This window comes from Halanaerobium salsuginis (assembly GCF_900114545.1).
In the GTDB taxonomy this organism is placed as follows: Bacteria; Bacillota; Halanaerobiia; order Halanaerobiales; family Halanaerobiaceae; genus Halanaerobium; species Halanaerobium salsuginis.
This window is the reverse complement of the sequence record NZ_FOTI01000012.1, coordinates 1-18,838: the sequence shown is the minus strand read 5'-3', so window position 1 is coordinate 18,838 and position 18,838 is coordinate 1. Positions and strand designations below refer to the sequence as shown.

At 33.3% G+C, this 18,838-nt stretch carries 14 protein-coding genes and 1 other annotated feature; all 14 genes read right to left on the bottom strand.

The features are described from left to right. Nucleotides 1-25 precede the first annotated feature (25 nt). The gene (locus tag BMZ74_RS05595; RefSeq protein WP_089860880.1) at nucleotides 26-907 is read right to left on the bottom strand and encodes a DMT family transporter; all 882 of its coding nucleotides are present in this window, start codon (nucleotides 905-907) and stop codon (nucleotides 26-28) included. Nucleotides 908-909: 2 nt separating this feature from the next. After that, nucleotides 910-3,252, bottom strand: a complete 2,343-nt coding sequence (locus BMZ74_RS05590; RefSeq protein WP_089860878.1) for a glycoside hydrolase family 65 protein — start codon at nucleotides 3,250-3,252, stop codon at nucleotides 910-912. Between the two features lie 24 nt (nucleotides 3,253-3,276). Then, nucleotides 3,277-4,086, bottom strand: coding sequence for an Asp23/Gls24 family envelope stress response protein (locus tag BMZ74_RS05585; protein ID WP_089860876.1), 810 nt, complete (start codon nucleotides 4,084-4,086; stop codon nucleotides 3,277-3,279). 248 nt (nucleotides 4,087-4,334) lie between these two features. Then, complete coding sequence (fabF, locus tag BMZ74_RS05580) at nucleotides 4,335-5,573, bottom strand: beta-ketoacyl-ACP synthase II (RefSeq protein ID WP_089860874.1); 1,239 nt, start codon at nucleotides 5,571-5,573, stop codon at nucleotides 4,335-4,337. 89 nt (nucleotides 5,574-5,662) lie between these two features. Next, on the bottom strand, nucleotides 5,663-6,592 hold the full coding sequence (fabD, locus tag BMZ74_RS05575) for an ACP S-malonyltransferase (protein ID WP_089860872.1): 930 nt from the start codon (nucleotides 6,590-6,592) through the stop codon (nucleotides 5,663-5,665). A 57-nt stretch (nucleotides 6,593-6,649) separates the two neighbouring features. Next, on the bottom strand, nucleotides 6,650-7,642 hold the full coding sequence (locus BMZ74_RS05570) for a beta-ketoacyl-ACP synthase III (RefSeq protein WP_089860870.1): 993 nt from the start codon (nucleotides 7,640-7,642) through the stop codon (nucleotides 6,650-6,652). Nucleotides 7,643-7,795: 153 nt separating this feature from the next. Next, a complete protein-coding gene (locus BMZ74_RS05565) occupies nucleotides 7,796-8,401 on the bottom strand; it encodes a P-loop NTPase family protein (protein ID WP_089860869.1) in 606 nt (201 codons plus the stop codon). A 195-nt stretch (nucleotides 8,402-8,596) separates the two neighbouring features. Further along, a complete protein-coding gene (locus BMZ74_RS05560) occupies nucleotides 8,597-11,245 on the bottom strand; it encodes a valine--tRNA ligase (RefSeq protein WP_089860867.1) in 2,649 nt (882 codons plus the stop codon). A 52-nt stretch (nucleotides 11,246-11,297) separates the two neighbouring features. Further along, nucleotides 11,298-11,529, bottom strand: a binding site (T-box leader). Between the two features lie 78 nt (nucleotides 11,530-11,607). Then, nucleotides 11,608-13,065: a M16 family metallopeptidase gene (locus BMZ74_RS05555; protein WP_089860865.1), complete on the bottom strand. Its 1,458-nt coding sequence runs from the start codon at nucleotides 13,063-13,065 to the stop codon at nucleotides 11,608-11,610. Then, nucleotides 13,062-14,444: a M16 family metallopeptidase gene (locus tag BMZ74_RS05550; RefSeq protein ID WP_245750828.1), complete on the bottom strand. Its 1,383-nt coding sequence runs from the start codon at nucleotides 14,442-14,444 to the stop codon at nucleotides 13,062-13,064. The genes BMZ74_RS05555 and BMZ74_RS05550 overlap by 4 nt, the downstream gene beginning before the upstream one ends. 76 nt (nucleotides 14,445-14,520) lie before the next feature. Then, nucleotides 14,521-14,901, bottom strand: coding sequence for an ArsR/SmtB family transcription factor (locus BMZ74_RS05545; protein ID WP_089860863.1), 381 nt, complete (start codon nucleotides 14,899-14,901; stop codon nucleotides 14,521-14,523). Between the two features lie 40 nt (nucleotides 14,902-14,941). Continuing rightward, nucleotides 14,942-17,086, bottom strand: a complete 2,145-nt coding sequence (locus tag BMZ74_RS05540) for a heavy metal translocating P-type ATPase (RefSeq protein ID WP_089860861.1) — start codon at nucleotides 17,084-17,086, stop codon at nucleotides 14,942-14,944. Nucleotides 17,087-17,240: 154 nt separating this feature from the next. After that, nucleotides 17,241-18,338 carry a peptidoglycan DD-metalloendopeptidase family protein gene (locus BMZ74_RS05535; protein WP_089860859.1) on the bottom strand — a complete coding sequence of 366 codons (1,098 nt, stop codon included), beginning with the start codon at nucleotides 18,336-18,338 and terminating at the stop codon, nucleotides 17,241-17,243. A 229-nt stretch (nucleotides 18,339-18,567) separates the two neighbouring features. Beyond that, nucleotides 18,568-18,838: IS30 family transposase (locus tag BMZ74_RS05530; protein ID WP_143070148.1), on the bottom strand; the 271-nt coding region annotated here is incomplete at its 5' end.

Sequence of the window (18,838 nt, the reverse complement as noted above, 5' to 3'; positions counted from 1 at the left end):
TTATTTTTTAAAATGTCCAGTAACTTTAAGCTGCTTTCTTCTTCTGCTGTTGATAATTATAAACTGAAGCAAGATAAATTCCTCCTAAAATAAAACATCCCCCAATAACTGTAGTTAAAATGATTTTTTCTTTAAGGAAAAACCAGGCCATTAAAGTTGTTAAAATTGGTTCACCTAATATTGAAAGTGAGACAATAGATGTCGAAAGATATCTAACCGAATAATTTAAAATTGAATGCCCAATTACAGTTGGACCAATCGCCAGTCCAAGAAAGATAAGATAATTTTTACTACCATAGCCAGTAAAAGGTATTTTAGCAGTAAAAACAGCTATCCCTAAAAATATAGTTGCATAAGTATATAAAATATAGAGATAAGGGAAATAAGCAACTTTTTTTCTCACACCTCGCCCGATAAATAAATATGAAGAAGCAAATAAGGCTGCTGTTAAAGCCAGAAAATTACCAAATAATCTCCCCTGCAGCTGATAAAAGTCAGCTATGCTAATAATCAAACTGCCAATTAAAGCCATTGCTATTCCAATTACTGCTCCTTCTTTAAGATCTTCCCGGGCAAATAAATATTCTAAAATGATAGTAAAGAGAGGCTGTAAAGCAACAAAAATAACTGAATTAGAAACTGCCGTATACTGAATAGAACTAATCCATAAAATAAAATGAACAGCTAGTAAAAAGCCTACTAAAAGAGGCCTATAATCTAAAAAATAACGAAATTCATGTCGATGTTTAGTTAAAAAATAAGGTGTTAAAATAATAACTGTAAACAACATTCGATAAAAAGCAGTAATTAAAGGTGGAGCAACTGCAATTTTTATTAAAATACCGGAAAGTGAGAGAAAAAAGACTCCCCCTCCTAAAAGTAAATATATTTTTTTATTAAAATCCATTTTTACACCTGCTTTATCTCTGCTTCCTGATTTAAATTACTTTGATTAAGGGTAATAATTTTATCATAATGTTTAAATTGAATTTGCTGACCAGAGATCAATAAATAATTGGCTTTTTTCTGATCAATTGTTACTTCAATCTGACTGCCTTTAAATCTCAAACGGAACTGATACTTGTGCCAACCATCCGGCAGATGAGGATGAAAATATAATTTACCGTTAAACATTCTCATACCAGCAAAACCCTGTACTAAAGCTAACCAGGTTCCTCCCATGCAGGCAGCATGTATTCCCTGATAAGCATTTTCGTTATAATCATCAAGATCAAGTCGGGCAGTTTGCATAAAGTAGTTATATGCCTGTACTTTATAACCAATTTCAGATGCTAAAATACTATAAATAGCTGGTGATAAAGAGGAATCATGGGTTGTTTTAGGCTCATAGTAATCATAATTCTTAATTTTTAATTCTCGTCTAAAATTATTTCCTAACTGTAACATTAATAACATAACATCTGCCTGTTTAATTACCTGATAGCGCCAGATAATTAGCGGATGCCAATTTTTAACCAGTGGTAGCTCATCTTCTGGTATGTTATCAACTTCAATTGGATTCTTATATAAAAAAGAATCATCCTGAGGTGTAATTTCTAATTTATCATTATACGGTAGGTAAATATCAGAAGCTACTTCTTTAAACATTTCCAATTCTTGTTCATTTAGATTGATTCGTTCAGCCAGCCTTTGATATTTTTCAGGAGAATTTTCCTTAATTTTTTCTGCTATTTCAATCGCTATTTCAAGATTGAATTTGGCCATATAATTTGTATAAGCATTATTGTTTACACCTGGTTTATATTCATCTGGACCACAGACTTCATTAAAACAAAATTGATTATTATACAGTGGAATATAGCTGCCTAAACTACTCCACATGCGGGCAGTTTCAATTAAAATTTCCAGACCATAATTTTCAATAAATTCGTGGTCATTACTAACCTGATAATACAAATTGAGAGCATAAGCAATGTCAGCATTAATATGATATTGCACAGTTGATCCCATAAAAAAACCAGAAGCTTCATCCCCATTAATAGTTCGCCAGGGAAATAAGGCTCCTTTCAGACGCATACGTTTAGCATTCTTACGAGCTTTATCGAGTGTGTTATAACGATAAAGAAGCAGATTACGAGCTACTTCAGGTCTCTGAAAAGCAAAAAATGGCAGAACATAGCTTTCTGTATCCCAAAAATAATGGCCTTCATAATACTCTCCACTTAAACCTTTAGCAGGAACACTAGTACGACCATTTTTCCCAACAGCCTGTAAAATATGGAATGAATTAAACCTGAAAGCTTGCTGTAAAGCATTATCACCGTCAATTTTAATATCAGCATCCTGCCAGTAACCAGCCATGAATTCTGCCTGTTCTTCCAATAAGTTTTCAAATCCTGTAATTGCCGCCCGGGCCACAAATGCTCTGGCATCACTCAGCGGATTCTCATCTTCAGCCTGACTGTGATTAATAGCAGCTAATTTATCAATAGTATAATCTTGTCCTTCAACTGCATTTATTTCAAAAACCCAATCAATTCTATTGTCAGAGGCTCTTTTTTTAACTTCACAGTGATCTTTTACTGTTTCTCCAAGTAAATGCTCAATTACATAGGCAATTTTAAAGTCAGTACTATTTACTTTATGAACTAAATAACCAGTGTTTTGATCGACTTCACTGGCAAGTATAGATAAAGCTTTTTTATTTCTTAAATGATGATGGTTACGAACATCACCATTCAGGGCAGAATTAATTGTAATCCTACCTGAAAAATTAATTGCTTTAAATTGATAACGAATTGCTCCAATATGTTCTCTACTAAAAGAAATAAATCGGGTTATTTTAATTTCAATTTTTCTACTCTGACGATCTTCCCAGATCATTTTTCTGCATAAAGTTCCCTGCTGCAAATTAAGTTCTCGCTGATAATCAATTAAATTACCCTTCAATAAATCCAACTTTTCCTCATTTATATAGAGATTAATTTCGCTCCAATCTGCCAGGTTAACCATAGTCTGGCCCTTCATTGGTAAATTAGGCGATTGCTCGCCATAAATTATATTTTCAGAAGCATAAACCCCATTAATATAAAAACCCGGCGTAGTAGTATCTTCACTGCCTGGATAATCTTCTTCAAAAGTTCCTCTTATCCCCATATATCCATTTCCAAGTGCAAAAATAGATTCATTATGATGATTATTTTCAACTAAAAATTCATTTTCAGTAATTTTCCAATCTTGATAGGGATAAATTGCTTCTTTTTCTAACTTCTTAGCATGATATTTTCTCACTCAAATTCCTCCTCAATTAAAAAATCAGTTCAAGTTTAAAGAAAATATTTCAACCGTTATTTCATTTACTTCAAGCCCTGTTATTTTTTCCAATCTATTTTTGAGCAATAAACGAAATTTACTACAGTAAGCTGGAATTATAGTTCCAAAAGTAAGTTCTATACTCAGATTAATAAACAATTGATGACTTTTTTCTTCAACCTTTATCCGCTTACAATCAGTAATCTCATTTTCCTGTTTAATAAAAAAATTAACTAAATCAACTAAGACTCGATTACTAATACTCAGGTTACCATAAAAACTAAATTTAGGTCGAACTATTGTTTTTTCATGTCTAATTGTTCTATCATCTTTTTTAAAAAATAATTCTAGAGAATGGACTAAATAACCAGTAAATTCTTTTTTTACTTCAATAGTAGGAACTGGAATAACATGTTTACCTTCTTTATTTCTAACAGCAAGTGCTTTCTCTATTTCAGCAGGAGTAGAAATATCCCTGATATTAATTGCCTGATTTATACCATCTAGCTCTAATCTATCTACAATTCTGACTACCATCTCAGTTGATGTCCCCAGAATAAGTATTTTATCAGCTTTGATTTCTTTAATAGCTCTTTTTACAGCCTTTGTCTGCTCTTCATCATAAAAAAGAGCTCTCCTAATTGCTCCCATTTTACTTTCTTCTTTTTTAGCAGAACTGCCAGCCATAATTTTTCCAGAATGGATTAACAAACCATCATCAATTATTAAAGGAATTTGATGCTGATTTGCCAGCAGAACTGCCCGATGACTTTTTCCACTACCACTGGGACCAACTAAAGAATATACTTTCATTAAAACACCTTCTTTCCAACTAACAAGCTGCTTTAATTTATAATTAAAAACTTAACACAGCTAGCATAAATTTAACTTAATTATAAATTGTTTAACCATTAAAATAATCGTATCATTATTTAAAAAATAAGTAAAGAATTTTACTAAAATACTGCTCACTAGATATTATTTTAAAATAAAAAAGAATCCCCATTATAATGAGGATTCTCTCGATAAATCATTAATTATAGCTTAAGTTAGCTAGCAATTTATTGATATTTCTTTAATAATAAGCAGGCATTTTGGCCACCAAAACCAAATGAATTACTTAAAGCATAATTAACTTTCTGTTCGGCTGCTTTATTTGCTTGATAATCAAGATCACAACCCTCTCCAGCCTGATTAAAATTAATAGTTGGAGGAATAATATTTTCTTTAATAGCCATTGCTGAGATAATTGCTTCAATTCCACCAGCTGCTCCAAGTAAATGACCTGTCATTGATTTAGAAGATGAAACTTTTAATTGATGAGCATGATCAGCAAAAACAGCTTTGATTGCAGTTGATTCATACTGATCATTAAGTGAAGTTGAAGTACCATGAGCATTAATATAATCAACTACACTTACATCTACTTCTGCTCTGTCAATAGCAGCCTGCATAGCACGTACTGCTCCTTCCCCTTCGGGAGCTGGTGAAGTAATATGATAGGCATCCCCGGAAGCTCCATAGCCAACTACTTCAGCAATTATATTAGCTCCTCTAGCCTGAGCATTGGCTAAAGTCTCTAAAATAACAATTCCTGATCCTTCGCCAATAACAAAGCCATCCCGATCTTTATCAAATGGCCGACTTGCTTTTTCTGGTTCATCATTTCGAGTTGAAAGAGCTTTCATATTACCAAAACCAGCTATTGCGCTAGGAGTTATGGAAGCTTCTGTTCCACCTGCTATCATAATATCTGCAGCCCCTCTTTTAATCATTTCAAAAGCTTCTCCAATAGCTGTAGTAGCAGAAGCACAGGCAGTAACTGTATTCATATTTGGCCCTTTGGCATTGGTATAGATACCTACATTACCAGCTGCCATATTAGAAATCATCATTGGAATAAAGAAAGGGCTGACCCGCCTTGGTCCCCGCTTATTAAGTTTAGCAACCTGTTCCTCAAAAACTTCAATTCCACCAATTCCTGAACCAACTATTACACCAGTTTGAGCAGCCAGCTCATCTGTTATTTTTAAGTCAGCGTTTTCTAAAGCTTTAAGTGCAGCTACAATTGCATATTGACTATAAAGAGCCAATCTTTTTGCTTCCTTTTTATCTATGTATCCTGCCGGATCAAAATCCTTAATTTCAGCAGCAATTTGACTTGGATAATCTGCTGCATCAAATTTTTCAATTTTAGAAATACCTGATTTACCACTTTTTATATTCTGCCAGAATTCTTCTAATTCGGTTCCCAGCGCATGGACAACACCTGCACCTGTAATCACAATTCTTCTATCCATTTAAATAATCTCCTCCTAGACAAATTTTAGTTTAACAATTAAAATAACGATTTATTAATCAACACAGATAAAATATTTTAATTTAATAATTAACTAAGTTTTTTTAATGTTTTATTAAGACTTTTTTCATCTTCGACATTATAAGCATTTAAGGAACGATCAATTCTACGCATTAATCCTTTTAGTACACGACCCGGGCCAACTTCAACATAATCTTGATAAGCAGCAGATTTTAAACATTTAATACTCTCTACCCAGCGTACACTATTATCAAGCTGTTTAATTAAAGCTGCTTTTATTTCTGAACTTGTACTAACATAATCAGCAGTTACATTAGCTACTAAAGGCAGTTTAGCATCTTTAAATTCTGTAGCTTCAATTGCCTTTTTAAGTTCTGCTTTAGCTGGCTTCATTAAAGCAGAATGAAATGCTCCACTAACTTGAAGAGGGATAACTCTTTTGGCTCCTTTTTCAGCCAGAATTTTTTCGGCTGTTTTAACAGCTGCTACTTCACCAGAAATTACAACCTGACCAGGAGAATTATAATTAGCAACCTGACAAATCCCCTCAACTTCTGCTAAAACAGACTCTACAATTTTATCTTCCAATCCAATTACAGCAGCCATAGTTCCTCGACCATCTGGATCAGCTTGATCCATCAATTCCCCTCTTTTTCTAACTAGTTTAAGACCATCAGCAAAACTAAAAACTTCTGCAGCATGTAAGGCAGAGTATTCACCCAGACTGTGACCTGCTACTGCAGCCGGTTCAATTCCTTTTTCAGCTAATACAGCAGCAATCATTGCACTAACTGTATAGATTGCTGGTTGAGTATTTTTAGTATTATTTAGTTCTACTTCTGGACCAGTAAACATTAATTTTTGCAGATCAAAATTTAATATTTGTTGAGCCTGATTTAAAATTTCTGCTGCAGCTGGATAATTTTCAAATAGTTCTTTACCCATTCCTACATACTGAGAACCCTGTCCTGAAAACATAAAAACTAATTTATTATTCATTGCTAAGCCTCCAATTTAGTAATTTATAGCTTATCTGATAGCTGTTTTAAAAATCAGTTAATCTTTTAGATCATTCCACTCCATAACCGCTGATGACCAGGTTAAACCTGCTCCAAAAGCAACTAAAACAATCTTATCACCATTTTTTAAAAGCCCTTTTTCTTGTGCTTCAGCCAGAGCAATTGGAACAGATGCAGCTGATGTATTACCATACTCAGGTAAATTAACATAGACTTTATCCTCTGATAGTTTTAATCTCTTAGCAGCAGCAGCAATTATTCTTGTATTTGCCTGATGAGGTACCAATAAATCTACTTCTTCTTTTTTCAAACCTGCTTTCTTTAAAACTTTTAATGAAGCTCTTCCCATTGTTTTGACAGCAAACTTAAAAACTTGATTACCTTCCATATATAAAAAATGTTCTTTATTTTTTACTGTTGTTGGTGAGGCAGGTTTTAAAGAACCACCAGCTGGCATATAAAGAGTATCAGCTCCTGAACCATCTGAACCAAGATCAGTTGCCAAAATACCTCCCTGCTCAGTTGCCTGTAAAATTGCAGCACCTGCTCCATCTCCAAAAAGTACACAAGTTCCTCGATCTTCCCAATTCATGATCTTGGAAAGGACTTCTGTACCGATTACCATTACCGTATCATACATTCCTGATTCAATAAAATTACTTGCAACACTAATTCCGTAAACAAAGCCTGAGCAGCCAGCTTCCAGATCAAAAGCTGCTGCCTTTTTAGCCCCAATTCTATCCTGAATCAAGCAGGCAGTTGCTGGAAACATCATATCCGGAGTAATTGTGGCGACAATAATTAAGTCAACAGCTTCCGGCTGTAGATTAGCATTTTCCAGAGCAGCTTGAGCTGCCTTAACACCTAAATCAGATGCAGCCTGATCATCTGCTGCAATTCTTCTTTTTTCAATTCCAGTTCTAGTTTTAATCCATTCATCACTTGTATCTACAATTTTTTCTAAGTCATGATTTGTCATAATTTTTTCTGGGAGGTATTTTCCCAGTCCGGTTATAGTTGCTCTTCGCAATATATTCACCTTCCTTAGTTTGTCTATATAAATTTATATCATTTTTTCGACTCTTAGTCAAGTTTTCTAAAAAAAAGAAAAGAGCTTTTATTAACTCCTTTCCTATTTAAAAAAGATTACTGCTAAAAGCAACTAAATTATAGTCAAATCTTTTTATAATAATCCCAGCTGACATTTAACAAGTTCCACTTCCTGTTCTCGCATAATTCGTCCCAGCTGACGTATATCTAACTGAAAAAGATCAGCCAATAAAAAAGCTTGATAACAGGTCATTTTATCTGGTTGAATAAGGAAAGGGACTGTTGCCAATTGGTTAGTCTGCAGTAAGGGATTAGTCTTAATTTTTATATTTGCTCTATTTTTTACCATTTTAGAAGATTCTTTTTCTGGTTCAGATTGACTCTCTAAATAAAATAATAAGTCTGGATTCAAAAAATTAATAATAGTGTTTCCTTCAATAAATAGCCTTTCAATACCATCACCTAATAAAGTTTGAGCCAGCTGATAAGCGCTTGGTAATTCAGCAGCTGGACTTTCCAATAAAATAACTTTATCAGCACCATGCTCAACAACCCTTGCTGTATCAGTTCCATTTTTATTAATTATTTTGGGATCATTGATTACCTTATATTGATCTAGTTCATTATTGACAGTTGTCTTAATAACCCCAGTTCGATAGCGACTATTTTTTAACATTAAGGAAATCAAAGTCGTCTTACCAGCTTTACTGGCAGATGCACTGACTCCTATCATTTCCATTTTGCTGCCTCCTTTGAATAATTAAATAATTTTACTATTTAAAATAAGCAACTCTCTAGTACTCATATTCGCTTAAAAATAACAAAATCCTTTTTAATTGTGTATATTTTCACCAAAACAAAATTCTAATAAAAAATCCCCCTACTTTTTAAGCAGGAGGATTAGAGCTATATTTTGCAAGTAAGTTAAACCAAGTTAAGCTTCTAATTCAGCTTTTCTGCTAATTAGTTTTTCCCGGGTAGCCTTATATTCAGTTAATTTTTCCTGTTCAGCAGCAACTAAATCTGCTGGTGCATTATTAACAAAACCTTGATTTTCCAGTTTGCCAGCAGCCCTTTTAATTTCAAATTCTACATTTTCAATTTCTTTAGCCAATCGCTCCACTTCTTTATCAAGATCAATCATACCAGCTAAGGGTAAAATAACTTCAACTTCATTAACAATTGTGGTAGATACTTTAGCTGGTCTATTAAGCTTACTGCCCCCTATTTCTAACTCTTTAATCCGGGCTAGATTTTTTAAATATTCGCTACCTTCTTGTAAAATATCAATTTTTTCTTCTGGAGCGGACAGCAGTGCTTTAATTCTTCTCCCAGGATTAACTTTCATCTCATTTCTAATATTGCGAACTGCTTTAATAATATTCATTAAAAGCTCCATTTTTGCTTCAGCTTTTTTATTGATTTTTGTTTGATCTTGAACTGGATAGCTGGCCCGCATAATTGTTTCGTTAGTTCCAGGTAGTTTTTGCCAGATCTCTTCGGTTATAAAAGGCATAACTGGGTGTAATAAACGCAGTAAACTTTCTAAAGTCTGCAGACCATAATATTGTGCTGTTAATTTAGCAGCTGGATCTTGATCCTGGTAAAATCTTGCTTTAAGCAGCTCTAAATACCAATCACAAAATTCATTCCAGATAAAATCATATAAACTACTTGCCATTTCACCAAAATTATAATCCTCGAGAGCAGCTTTAATCTCTCCAGCTACTGTGTTGAGACGACTCTGCATCCATTTATCAGCTAAAGTTGGTTTCAGATCTTTCTCTACAACCTGATCAACTGCAAAATCTTCCAAATTCATTAACATAAAGCGAGCTGCATTCCAGATTTTATTGGCAAAATTTCGGCTTGCTTCCAATCTTTCTTCCCGAAAACGCATATCATTACCTGGTGTATTGCCTGTAATTAAAGTAAAACGCAGAGCATCTGCACCATACTTTTCAATAATTTCAAGGGGATCAATTCCATTTCCTAAAGATTTACTCATTTTTCTACCCTGAGCATCACGAATTAATCCATGAATATAGACATCTTTAAAAGGACGTTCTGACTGAAATTTTAATCCCATAAATATCATTCTGGCAACCCAGAAAAAGATAATATCTCTTCCAGTTACTAAAACATCTGTTGGATAAAAACTCTCCAGATCGGCATTATTTTCGGGCCATCCCAAAGTTGAAAAAGGCCAGAGACCGGAAGAAAACCAGGTATCAAGTACATCTTCATCCTGATGTAAATTATGACTTCCACATGCAGGACAGCTAGTAGGTTTTTCCTTAGCAACAACTACTTCAGCACAATCATTACAATAATAGACCGGTATTCTATGTCCCCACCAGAGCTGACGGGAAATACACCAATCTCTGATATTATTCATCCAGTTCATATAGACTTTACTAAATCTGTCTGGAACAAAATTTATATCCTGGTCAAGAACTGCTTTAATTGCTGGTTCAGCTAACGGTTTCATTTTAACAAACCACTGTTTTGATATTAAAGGTTCGATTACTGTTCCACAACGATAACATTCACCAACGTTATGCTGATGATCTTCAATTTCTGCCAATAAACCAGCTGCTTTCATTGCAGATACTACTTTTTTTCTAGCCTGGTAGCGATCCAGACCTGCATAATCTGCTCCGGCCAATTCAGTCATTTTAGCGTCTTCATCAATTACAGTAATTGTTTCTAGATTATTACGTCTGCCAATTTCAAAGTCATTTGGATCGTGAGCAGGAGTAATTTTTACCATTCCAGTTCCAAATTCACGATCAACATATTCATCAGCAATAATTTCAATTTCCCGATTAACCAATGGTACAATTACTTTTTCACCAATTAAATCTTTGTATCTTTCATCAGCTGGATGAACAGCAATTGCCGTATCTCCTAACATAGTTTCTGGTCTGGTTGTAGCAATTATAATATGACCATCTTTATTTTTATAAGGATATTTAAAGTGATAGAACTTACCGGCTGTTTCCTGATGTTCAACTTCAATATCACTTAAGGTAGTATGACAGCTGGGACACCAGTTTACTATATAATCTCCCTGATAAATTAGCCCTTCTTCGTAAAGACGAATAAATACTTCAGTAACTGCTTCTGAGCAACCTTCATCAAGAGTAAAACGTTCACGACTCCAGTCACAAGAAGATCCCATCTTTTTTAGTTGATTAGTTATTCGATTACCATATTCTGCTTTCCATTCCCAGGCTTTTTCCAGAAATTGTTCACGAGTTAATTCATCTTTATTAATTCCTGCTTGACGCAGTTTATCAACAACTTTAACTTCGGTTGCAATACTAGCATGATCTGTTCCTGGCAGCCAGAGAGTACGATAACCCTGCATTCTTTTCCAGCGAGTCAAAATATCTTGTAAAGTGTTATCAAGTGCATGTCCCATATGAAGCTGCCCCGTAATATTTGGGGGAGGCATTACAATACTAAAATTTCCCACTTCTGACTCGGAACGAGGTGCAAAATAATTATTTTCCAGCCAATATTCATACCATTTATCTTCTGTTTGAGCTGGATCATATGTTTTAGCTAAATTTTCCAAACTAATCCCTCCATAAATGTTTATTTAAAATAAAAAAAAGCTTTTTCGTCAGCATAAGGACGAAAAAGCTTTAAATTCGCGGTACCACCTTAGTTTTTTCCTGTTTCCAGAAAAACACTCAAATTTGTTAACGATTTGCTAACCGTTATCACCTAGTTAATTTAAATTTCAGTGATAAAGCTCAGAGACGACTTCATTTTTCTCTATCTGAAAGAATCTTTCAGCCGCTGGATTCTTTTCTCTGGCAGATTTAAAAAATTACTCCTTCTCTTCTCAGCTTTTAAATATAAACTTGTATAATCTTTTATTATAATATCTTATTTAACTATTATTTGTCAAGAACATCTCCCAATCAATACTAACTAATTAATAACTTCTACCTTTAGTCCTGCAGCTTTAAGTGATGGTAATATTTTTGCTTCAGGGCCAACAATAACAGTTAACATGATATCGGGATATAGATCAGCAGCAAATATTTCCTGAACTTCAGCTGCTGTTAACCCATTATATTGTTTGATATAATTTTTTAGATAATTACGAGATCTTCCCATAATTTCTACCTGATAAACTAATTGATCTAACCGATCTAGCTGTTTTTGGTAAGCTCTGGGAAAAACAGCATTATAAAGATTAATGTTTTCAAATAATTCTGCTTTACTAAATGGTTTAGATCCTGATTTAACCTGCTGCATTTCTTTTTTTACTGCTCTGATACTGGCTAAAGTATTTGCTGGTTTCACACTTAAATTAATATAATAAGCTCCTCCATAGTCATGATAACTAGTAACTGAATTAATACCATAAACATAGCCCTTTTTACTGCGTAATTCTTTCATTAAACGGCTATTAAAGCTGCCACTGCCAAAAATTCTATTCCCCATCATAAAAGGTACTTTTTTAGCAAATTGATCTGTATAAAAATTATAGCCCATTCTTAACTTGGCTTGAGTTGCATCTGGCTTGTTAACTAAGATAATTTTATTTTGATTAGTAGGATTAACACTAACCTGTTTTTCATTTAACTTTATCTTAGTATTTTTCCAATCAGCAAAATCTGCTTTAATTATCTGCTCTAATTGATTTGTTTTGAAATCACCACTGATTGCCAGAACAAGCTGATCAGGTTGAACTAATTTATGGTAAAAATCAGCTGTCTGTTTTGGAGTAATTGTTTTTAAAACTTTTAGATTTAAATTATAATCATAATTATAACCATAAGGATGATTAGTATAAATATTTTTAAAGAAATACATATCAAGCAAAGCAGAATCATCATAAAATTGCTGTTGATAAAGCTGCTTATATTCTGCAACAGTACGATTAAATTGAGGCCCTTTAAAACTTGGTCTGCGCAAAATTTCAGCCAGCAAATCAATTAGTCTTCCTTGATCACTTTTTAGAGCATTAGCTGTTATAGTCACTCGATCCATTCCAGCACTAAGCTTAACTGCTAGACCATTACTTTCTTGATAACGAGCCATTTCTTGTTCGGAATAATTTTCACTTGCTGTTAACATTAAATTAGTTACTAGATCAGTCATACCTGTTTCAGATTTGCTTTCGATAATTTTCCCCCGGGCTAGATAACCTTTAATTTCAATCAAAGGCAGACTGTGATCTGGTGCTAAATAAACAATCATTCCATTGTCTAACTGTAAAATTGAATGCTCAGGAAAGTTTATCTCTGGTACTTCATTTTTAGAATTGGCTAATTTAGTAAATAAGGCTGGCTTAAATTCAAAAGCTAAAGCAGGTTTGAAAATAAAACAAAATAAAATCATTAAACAAATAATTAAAAAATACTTTTTATTTTTTTTCACTTTTGTTCACCTTCTTTTGCAGGTAGAATATAACCTCTTGTTCTCTGTTCAGGCTGAAAATAATGTTTAGCTATTCTAATTACATCTTCTTTAGTTAATTGATTAATAATAGCAATTTTTTCATTCTCTAAATCAGGTTTATTATATCTCAATTTTGCCAGTGCTTTACTAGCTGCAATAGAATCAATATCACGCTGAGAAAAGATTAAAGATTTTTGATATTGCTTTTTAACTAATTCAAATTCTGCTTCAGTAATTCCATTTTCCAAAACATTATTTAATTCTTGATCAAAAGCTAGCTGGGCTTGATCTACTAAATTTTCACTGCTCGGAATAAAATAAACTAAAGCAAAAGAAGGCTCTCTTAATTGATACAAAAAAGCTCCACTCTCTAAAATTAGTTTATCCTGCTGTTGAAGCTTTTCTTTTAAGCGAGAACTTTGATTATTGGCCAGAATATCAAGGAAAATATTAATTGCAGGTAGATCTTTGCTATCTCCAGCTGGTATCTGATAAAGCATTAAAGCATAAGGTATTTTAGTCGGTAAATGCAGCTTAATAACTTTTTCCTGTTTCTGAACTGGCAGGTTAAATTGCGGCCGACTAATTTTTTGGGGTTGATAATCACCATAATATTTTTTCGCTAGTCTTTTAACCTGTTTATAGTTTACATCACCACTAACAACTAAAATTGCGTTATTAGGTGCATAATAACTTTGATAATAAGATTTTAATTGTGGTACTGTAATTTTGCTAATATCTTTCATCCAGCCAACAACATTATGTTCAAGATAGGAATCTTTTAAAGCATAAGCTTTTATTTTTTCAAAACCATTACTAAAAATATTATTTTCAGTCCGTAATCTTCTTTCCTGCATAACTACTTTTCTTTCCCGTTCAATCTCAGCTGGGTCAAATTTTAAGTTTCGCATTCTATCTGCTTCAAGAGCCATAACTAACTCTAACATTGATGACGGAACTTGATAATAATAATATGTATAATCAAAATTAGTAGCTGCATTTAGCTGGCCACCTACATGTGAAATTAAATCATCAATTTTCCCTTCTGGGACTGACTCTGTTCCTAAAAACATAGAATGTTCCAGAAAATGAGAAATTCCTGTTTGTCCCTGCTGTTCATCAATTGCTCCTACTTTATAATAAACAGCTAATTTTAAAGAAGGAATGCTATGATCAGGAAAAACCATAATCTGCAGACCATTGCCAAGTTCAAAGCTCTGGTAATCAACGTCAGGAATAGTTAGATCAGCAGCTAAGATATTAATACTGCCTAATAAAATCATTAACAGTACTGCTATCATAAAAATTAAATTAAACATATGATTGTTTTTAAAAAACTTTTTAAAATTACTTTGCAAATTAAAAACCTCCTCATTTAATAAATTAGATTTATATAATTAAAGTTCGGCTATAGCCGAACTTTAATTGTAGTATTTATCTTTCTTCGAGAACATGTTCTAGCCCCTGACCAAATAAGCAAAGAACATGATCATCATCTAGAGAATAATAGACCGAGCGGCCTTCTTTTCTATATTTAACTAACTTATTATTTCTTAATACTCTTAATTGATGCGAAATAGCTGAAGAACTCATTTCAAGTAATTCAGATAGATCACAGACACAAAGTTCTCTTTCTTTTAAAGCATAAAGGATCTTAATTCTAGTTGGATCACCAATTGTCTTAAAAAGTTCAGCTAAATTATAAACAACTTCAGCTTCCAGACTATCTTTTTTCATGATCTCTACAATCTGATTATCTGGATCAAAAGCTTCACAAATATCACAAATTTTCAATGCTCCTGCATCTTTAACCATTTTAAAACACTCCAATTCTTTCGACAATTATATCTGATAATTATCTCTTTAAAATTCTCATTACATTAAAGACAGCTAGCAGTGCAACTCCAACATCTGCAAAAACAGCCAGCCACATAGAAGCCATACCTAAAATTGATAAAATCATAACAATTGCCTTAATTCCCAGGGCCATTACTATATTTTGCCAGATTAGTTTTTTAGTTTCTGCTGCAATTTCAAGCGCAGTTACTAATTTATTTGGTTCATCAGTCATCAAAACTATATCAGCAGCTTCGATAGCAGCATCAGAACCAAGCCCTCCCATTGCAATCCCGAGATCAGAACGAGCTAGCACAGGTGCATCATTAATTCCATCACCAACAAAAGCTAACTTTCCCTGACTATTAGCCAGTAATTCTTCTACTTTAGCTACTTTCTGGTCAGGTAATAAATTAGCATAATAGCTATCTAAACCTAATTGCTCTGCTATTTGATGAGCAGCATTTTTATTATCACCAGTTAGCATTGCGATATTACTTAAACCTAATTTCTTTAAACCGCTAATTGCCTGTTCAGCATCTGCTTTTAATTTATCTGAAATTAAGATATACCCCAGATAGCTGCCATTTTCAGCTAAATAAACTACTGTTCCAGGCTGATCAACTTTTTCAAACTTAATATTATTATTCTTCATTAAACGTTCATTTCCTGCTAAAATCTCTCTTCCAGCTAAAATTGCTTTAATTCCACCCCCAGAAATTTCTTGATAATTACTTTCCGGATCATGTTTTTGATATTTTTGCGATTTTTCTAAAATAGAAGTAGCAATAGGATGATTAGAAAATTGTTCTACCTCAGCAGCTAAACTTAATAATTCTGCTTGAGAATATTGACTTAGGCTTTTAATTTCTCGCACAGCAAAATTTCCTTCAGTTAGAGTGCCTGTTTTATCAAAAACTACTCCAGTAACAGAATTTAAAGCTTCTAAATAATTACCTCCTTTGATTAGAATACCATTCCGAGAAGCTAAGCCAATTCCACCAAAAAAGCCAAGTGGAATAGAAACTACCAGTGCACAGGGACAAGAAACTACTAGAAATATTAAAGCCCGGTAAAACCAGGTACTGAATGTTCCTAAACCAAATACTGGAGGTAAAACAGAAACTGCTGCTGCAGCTGCAACAACTGCTGGCGTATAATAGCGAGCAAATTTAGTAATGAATTTCTCAGTATTTGCTTTTTTAGAACTGGCATTTTCTACTAAATCAAGAATCTTTTTAACTGTAGAATCTTTGTAAGGACGCTTAACTTTAACTTTTAATAGAGAATTTAAATTAATCATTCCACTTAAAACCGCTGAACCAGGTTCAACATCTCTTGGGATTGATTCACCAGTTAAAGCAGATGTTTCCAGAGCAGAATTTCCACTGATAACTTCTCCATCAACCGGAACTTTTTCTCCCGCCTTGATAATTATTAAATCATCAATTTCTAAATCTTCCGGCTTAACTTGTTTAGTCTGACCAGCAACAAATAAATTAGCATAATCAGCTTTAATGTCCATAAGCTCTTTGATTGAACGGCGTGAACTATTAACAGCTCTTTCCTGAAAAAGTTCACCAATCATATAAAATAACATAACTGCTACCGCTTCTGGATATTCCTGAATTGCAAAAGCGCCAAAAGTTGCAATTACCATTAAAAAATTTTCATCAAAAATTTGACCCTGGCCAATATTAAAAAATGCAGCTTTTAAAACTGGCCAGCCAATTAAAATGTAAGCAGTTAAAAAAGATATTATTACAACAGGAGTTGGCAGTTGGACTGCAAATAAATTAGTTTTTGTAAATAACATTATTAAAGCAAAAATTATTGCCCCAATAAATATTTCTTTTTTAGCCCAGATAAAAGAAAATTTAGAAGCAGCTGAATCTTTTTCAGGAGACTCATCCCCTCTTTTTTTTACTTTAACTCCTGGTTCAATTCGGTCCGAAATACTCTGTAATTTGTGCTCCATACTAGCAATTTCAGTCTCAGGTGCAACTAATTTTAAAGTAGATGTTGCAAAATTAAGTTCAACTTCTTCTAATCCATCTAACTCTTTTACCTTATTCTCAATTTTAAGAGCACAGTTGGAGCAATTTAATCCTTCCAGCTCATATTCTTCTTTTACTTTAGCTTTTTCTGATAGTCCAGTTGTCATTCTGTAACCTCCCTAATAAGTTATTATAGTTATGTATGAACAATTATTCAAATGTTTGTTAAATACATTTTACCCTAAATAGTTTACACTGTCAAGATAAAAAAAGCTAACTCAATTGAGTTAGCTTTAAAATCAACTAATCTTAAATATCTCATTATTTATTTAAGTAGTTAAGTGGATTTTCCGGTCTACCATTAACCTGAACTTCGAAGTGAAGATGAGGCCCTGTTGAATTACCTGTACTACCAGAACGAGTAATTGTCTGACCCTTAACTACTGACTGTCCTGCTCTAACAAGTAGCTTTGAGTTATGAGCATATAAAGTCCGTAAACCTTTTTGATGTTCAATAATAACAACTTTACCATAGCCAGTTGCCCAGCCACTATAAACAACTCTCCCTGAACTAACTGCTCTAATCGGACTACCCATTGGTGCTGCAAAATCTAAGCCTTCATGCATTCTACCCCACCGCGGTCCATAATAAGATGTAATTCTACTTTGAATTGGATACATAAACTTCTGATCAAGACGATCTTGATAACTAAATTCTGGTTTAGCATTTCTGAGAATTAGCTTCTGATCAATTCTTAATTTACTAGAATCACTAATATTATTATCTTTCATTACTGTGCTAACTTTAAGATTAAATTTAGCAGCTATACTGGCCAGGCTTTCTCCAGGTGAAACACGATATAAAATACCTTTAATAGGCAGTATTTTAAATTCCTGACCTGGTTTAATGCTATTCATATTACTTATGTTATTTGCTCCAATTAGAGAATCAATATTCAAACCATGTTGATGAGCTATTTCCCAGAGAGTTTCTCCACTTTTTACTTTATGGACTGTAATTTGCTCAATCAAAGGTTTCTGCTGCTGTGGAAAAACATTTTCCCTTGTTTTTTCTCTTGTTTTATTATCAGTAGTAAAATTACGTGAACTATTCAGCTGATTATCTGTTACAGACTGCTGGTTACCATTAAAAGTCTGGCCAGACTTAGATTTTTTAGTTGCTTGCACAGCTGAATTAGAAACAGCAGTATTTTTATTTGTGGAAATATTTCTAGCTTCTGGAGATGTAACAAAGTTTTTATTAGTGGTAACTGCTGAGTTTGATGTCTGATATGTAAATTTTGCCTGATTAATTTCATTTCCCATGCCACCACCAACATTCATCGAATTACTATAAGCAGAAAAAGTAAGTAAGATAAAGATAATAAAAAATCCAGTTAATCTCTCTCTACGCTGCATCTAAATTCCACCTTAATTAAATTTAATATTTTTATTCAAATAAATTACCTAATTTGAATTTAAACTTCTATTTCGAAACACTATGTAAAATAACAACCTACTTTATTATTATAACAAAAATTTGTCCTTAAAGAAAGGAATTTATCTGTTTTAACAGAAATAGGTGAATTGCAAGTTGCAATGCACGGTTTTTTTGATTTTTTTAAAATTACCTGTACCTTCAATGTTTTTACATACTAAAACTTAATTTTTCTCTGAATATTTCATCTGAATTCCCATAATCAAACATTTTTCTGGGGTAAGTATTTATGAATTCCTGAATCTTTTTTACCAGGGTTCTTTTGATTCCTCTGAAACTTGTGCCTTTAGGTAAGAATCTTCGGATAAACCTGTTAGCTACCTCATTTGAGCCTCTCTGCCAGCTGCAATATGCATCACAATAATACTGGCTGGTCCTGGGAATGCTACTGCCTGCAAAAGATTCTTCAATCCCCTCATAA